This is a genomic window from Mycobacterium sp., from assembly GCF_049673265.1.
Taxonomy (GTDB): domain Bacteria; phylum Actinomycetota; class Actinomycetes; order Mycobacteriales; family Mycobacteriaceae; genus Mycobacterium.
Genome location: NZ_JBATXN010000263.1, coordinates 1 through 4612, shown reverse-complemented (window position 1 = coordinate 4612; position 4612 = coordinate 1). Strand labels below are relative to the sequence as shown.

Annotated in this window: 4 protein-coding genes and 1 pseudogene; 1 reads left to right on the top strand and 4 read right to left on the bottom strand. The window is 67.4% G+C overall.

Going from position 1 to position 4612, the window contains the following annotated elements:
• The 3 genes from WBF82_RS09295 to dapD form a co-directional block, all read right to left on the bottom strand.
• Window positions 1-81 (bottom strand): PPE domain-containing protein (locus WBF82_RS09295; RefSeq protein WP_424382757.1); only part of this gene is annotated, 81 nt, incomplete at its 3' end.
• 59 nt (window positions 82-140) lie between these two features.
• Window positions 141-1001 carry a PPE family protein, SVP subgroup gene (locus tag WBF82_RS09290; protein WP_424382756.1) on the bottom strand — a complete coding sequence of 287 codons (861 nt, stop codon included), beginning with the start codon at window positions 999-1001 and terminating at the stop codon, window positions 141-143.
• 395 nt (window positions 1002-1396) lie between these two features.
• Window positions 1397-2350, bottom strand: a complete 954-nt coding sequence (gene dapD, locus WBF82_RS09285) for a 2,3,4,5-tetrahydropyridine-2,6-dicarboxylate N-succinyltransferase (protein ID WP_424382755.1) — start codon at window positions 2348-2350, stop codon at window positions 1397-1399.
• Window positions 2351-2375: 25 nt separating this feature from the next.
• On the opposite strand from dapD, the gene dapE reads away from it, so the two are divergent.
• Window positions 2376-3449: a succinyl-diaminopimelate desuccinylase gene (gene dapE, locus WBF82_RS09280; RefSeq protein ID WP_424382754.1), complete on the top strand. Its 1074-nt coding sequence runs from the start codon at window positions 2376-2378 to the stop codon at window positions 3447-3449.
• Here dapE and WBF82_RS09275 read toward each other — a convergent pair.
• Window positions 3446-4612, bottom strand: a pseudogene (locus tag WBF82_RS09275) (AAA family ATPase); the annotation flags it as partial. The gene dapE and the pseudogene WBF82_RS09275 sit on opposite strands and share 4 nt — an antisense overlap.

The following is a 4612-nucleotide window of genomic DNA, read 5'->3' as shown; positions in this document are numbered from 1 at the left end:
CATCATCGGACCCGCCCCGGGGCCGGCGTACATGCGGGCGGAGTTGATTTCCGGGGGTAATGCTGCGAAATCGAGAACCATTTCATAAATCCTGTTCGTAGTTAGCTGGTGTTCAATGGCCGCGTTGGCCGTCGAGTGGGTTAAACGACCGTCGGCTTGGGCATCACGGTGGGCTTGGCGCCGTAGCGCGGCGCGCCGATGCCGTAGCCGCCGCGGCCGGCCGAGGCAACCGACGGCGCCCCGCCGGGCAGCGTGGTAACCGTCGCGCCTTGCGGAGCTGTGTTGGTCCAGCCGGCGCCTGATGAGGCCGCGGGGCCGGAACTCATCGCGCCGATATCACCCGCAGCCCAGCTGGGCGGCACCGACAACTTGCCGATGGAGGACGCCTGACCCACGCCCGCCGATACCGGCATCGCACCGAGACCGTCGCCGCCTACGGGGCCCGGCGCGACCGCCGGGGGCGGCGTGCTGAGCTCGCCCGTCAAGCCAAGAGCAGCCGCCGAACTGCTGCCGGACTGGGGAATGAATTGGCCCTGGGCCAGGTCCCACATGTCCGACGACGCGGCGGAGAAGTTCTGGGCCCAGTTGAACGGGGTACCGATTGCCGAGCCGAATGACGACGAAAGGCCGCCGGTCTGCGCGGGGCCGGTTGCCGCTGAAGACCCCCCGGTCAGGGCACTGAGAAGTCCTGACAGCGACGTCGAACCCGTCGCGGCCTGGTTGGCCGACTCGGTCTCGCCGTAGGCACCGGCGCTGGATCCGAGGGTGTTGACCAGCATTTGGTGAACCGCCGCGGCTTGTGCGCTGACCTGCTGGTACCAGGTGCCGTAGGCGGAAAATTGCATTGCCTGCAATGCGGAAACCTCGTCGGCGGCTGCGGGGATCACGCCCGTCGTGGGTGTTGCTGCGGCCGCGTTCTGATCGGCCATCGCAGAGCCAAGGATTTGCAGGTGGCTCGCCGCAGCCGACAACGCTGGAGACTGTGCGGTTACAAAAGACATGAGTATGGCTCCTTTAGAGTCGTGATATCCGAAAAGGTTGACATCAGTCCATTTCTGTGGACTTGCCTTGGCAGTGTGGCACGTTCCCCGGTGTTGGGGACAAGCACTGTGGCAACAGCAGAAGTCGTGCAATCAAGCTCAGATGACGGTGCAAATCACTGTCGCGTGTGCGAGTCCCCGGACCGCGAGCCGACCACACACTGCGTTGAAATCGCTTGCAACGTAGGTTATTCCGCAGTCAAGGTGGACTCTCGTGCCACTGATCACAGCACGCCCGCCCCAACGCATACATCGCGATATGCTGGCGTTCCCTCAGCAGGGCGGCGCCAGATTTCCTTGACGGTTTCTTAACAGCAGCGGATCGAAGGGCGGGTAAGACGTTGGGTGTCGCCTAGCTAGTTGGCGTGCAGGTCCTCATTGAGTGCGATCCCTCGGCCATCCCGAGAAACCACCTCGACCGCACCGGTCACCGAATTGCGACGGAACAGCATGTTGCTGCCGCCCGAGAGCTCACGCGCCTTGACCGAATTTCCTTCGGGCGTCACAACTTTGGTGCCCGCAGTGACATACAGGCCAGCTTCGATGATGCAGTCGTCGCCGAGTGAAATGCCCAGACCGGCGTTGGCGCCGAGCAGACAATGCTTGCCGACGGAAATCACCTCGGTGCCACCGCCGGACAGCGTTCCCATGATCGACGCGCCGCCGCCGATGTCGGAGCCGTCGCCGATCACCACGCCCGCCGAGATGCGGCCCTCCACCATCGAGGCGCCCAAGGTGCCGGCGTTGTAGTTGACGAATCCCTCGTGCATCACCGTCGTGCCCGACGCAAGATGCGCGCCCAACCGGACGCGGTCGGCGTCGGCGATGCGCACCCCGGTCGGCAGCACGTAGTCGACCATCCGGGGAAACTTGTCCACGCCGTAGACGCTGACGGGGCCGCGACTGCGCAGCCGGGCCCGTACCGCCTCGAAACCCTCGACCGCGCAGGGCCCGTGGTTTGTCCACACCACATTGGTCAAGACGCCGAAGAAACCGTCGGCGTTGAGCCCGTGCGGCGCGACCAGTCGATGCGACAGCAAATGCAGTCGCAGATAGGCGTCGTAGGCGTCGGCGGCTTTGTCGTCCAGCGAGCCGATCACGGTGCGCACCACGGCGGTTTCGGTACCGCGGGCGTCGTCGCGTCCGGCCAGCGCGGCCAACTCGTCGGGAACCTCCGCCACCGAGAGCCGCACCGTGCCGCCTTCGCCGGATTCGATCAGTTCAGGTGCGGGGAACCAAGTGTCGAGGATCGACCCGTTGCCGGCCAACGTTGCCAGCCCAATGCCGGAAGCTGCAGTCACGTGGCCCACGCTACCCACCCACTACGCTGGGATCGTGCTGGACCTCCGCGGCGACCCCATCGAGCTGACCGCAGCTCTGGTCGATATACCCAGTGAGTCGCGGCAGGAACAGCGCATCGCCGACGAGGTCGAAGCCGCGCTGCGGGCCCAGACTCCCAAGGCGTTGGGGTACGAGGTGATCCGCAGCGGCAATGCGGTGTTGGCGCGCACGGCGCTGGGCCGACCGACGCGAGTTCTTCTCGCCGGGCATCTGGACACCGTCCCGGTAGCCGACAACCTGCCGAGCCGACGAGACGGTGATGCGCTGTACGGCTGCGGCACCACCGACATGAAGTCGGGCGACGCGGTGTTCCTTCATCTGGCCGCCACCGTCACCGCGCCCACGCACGACCTGACGTTGGTGTTCTACGACTGCGAGGAAATCGATTCGGCCGCAAACGGTTTGGGACGTATCGAGCGCGAGCTACCCGACTGGCTATCGGCCGACGTCGCGATCCTTGGTGAACCGACCGGCGGCTTCATCGAGGCGGGCTGTCAGGGCACGCTGCGGGTGGTCATCCACGCGACCGGAACCCGATCGCACTCAGCGCGATCGTGGTTGGGCGACAACGCTATTCACAAGCTGGGCGCTGTGCTCGATCGACTGGCGGGCTATCAGCCCCGCAATGTGGAGATCGACGGCTGCACCTACCGCGAAGGGTTGTCGGCGGTAGGCATCGACGGCGGTGTCGCCGGCAATGTCATCCCCGACGCCGCGTCGGTGACGGTGAACTTCCGCTTCGCGCCTGACCGCTCAGCAGATGCTGCATTTCGCCACGTCCACGAGGTTTTCGCCGGCCTCGACGTGCGGATCGAGCAGACCGACCTTGCCGCCGGTGCGCTGCCCGGGTTGTCCAAGCCCCCCGCCAAGGCCCTGGTCGAGGCCGCCGCCGGGCAGGTGCGGGCGAAATACGGGTGGACCGATGTGGCGAGGTTCGCCGCGCGGGGGATCGCCGCGGTCAACTACGGACCGGGCGATCCCAACCTGGCGCATACCCGCGACGAGCGGGTGCCCGTCGACCAGATCACCGCCGCGGTAGCGATGCTGCGCGAGTATCTGAGCAGCTAACCGCGCTGCGCCTGGGCGGATGCGTCGGCGGCAGCAGGATGCAGCCCGCGGTCGGCCAAGTCGGCAGCCACGTCGGCCAGCGCCGCGGAATCACGATTGGCCAGCGCGCGGGCATGCGCGAGCGTGAGCCTGCCGAGCACGCAGTCCACCTCGACCGACAAACGTTCGGCCTTGAACACCGCCCGGGTATCGCCGAGCCGCGCCGCGTCCTGAAGCGCGCGCAGCGCGATCGCCGACTGGCCCCCGCGTTCGGCCGCTTGCACAGCCTCACGGGCAGATTCGATCGCGCCCGTGGTGTCGCCGCGCGCGGCCTTCGACCACGCCTTGGCCAACGCCAACTCCGGAGCGAACAGCGTCGACTTCAGACCGTGCCGAGACTCAGCGCGGCTGAAAACCTTTGCGGCCTCGAGTTGTTCACCTTGCTGGCCAAGCGCCTGCGCGAGCAGTGTCAGCGACAGCGGACCCCAGGAATAGCCGGTTCGCGCAAGGGGATCGGCGCCCCGGCTCAGCAACGTCACCGCGGCGTCGAAATCGCCCTGGGCGATCGCGACGTAGCCCACCAGCGTCTCGCCGATCGCCCGGCCTGGCTGCTGCAGCTCGGCGAAGTCGGTGTAGCGCTGCGCCAACGCGCGGGCCTCAGTCAGCCGACCGGCCATCAGCAGCGCGGTGATCCGGCCGAAGCCGCTGGTGAACCTCAGCAGACCGGGATGGTCGGCGGCCATCGCACGGCCGGCCAGCGACTCGACGTCGTCAAAGCGGCCAGTGCGCGCCGAGCTCAGCGCCGCCGCCGAGGCGGCCCACCCCACGGCCACCCCCTCGGCATGCGGCGACGCCAACACCTCGTCCGCAATCCGCAGCGCTCGCAGCGGGGTGCCCGCGTTCATCGCAAAGGTCGCGGCGAGCGCGTCGAGGGTGGTCAAGGCCGTCGGAGCCGAGATCCGGTTCCGCATCGCCTGCAGAAACGCCGTCGCGCGTTCCGGCTCGCTGAGCATCCAGAACTGGTTGGCCGCCCGCGGCAGCGCCCACTCGATCAGCTCGGGCTGCGACAGCTGGTCGGGATCGACCGACTCCAGCACCGCGCCCGCTTCTCGTCCACGGCCCTGCCAGGTCAGCGCGTAGGCCAGCGACAGTCGCGCTGCCAGACGATCCGACCGGTCCAGAGC

What these genes read in the sequence shown, in the direction of transcription:
- WBF82_RS09290 (WP_424382756.1), bottom strand. Translation starts at nt 1,001, where the DNA reads ATGTCTTTTGTAACCGCACAGTCTCCAGCGTTGTCGGCTGCGGCGAGC.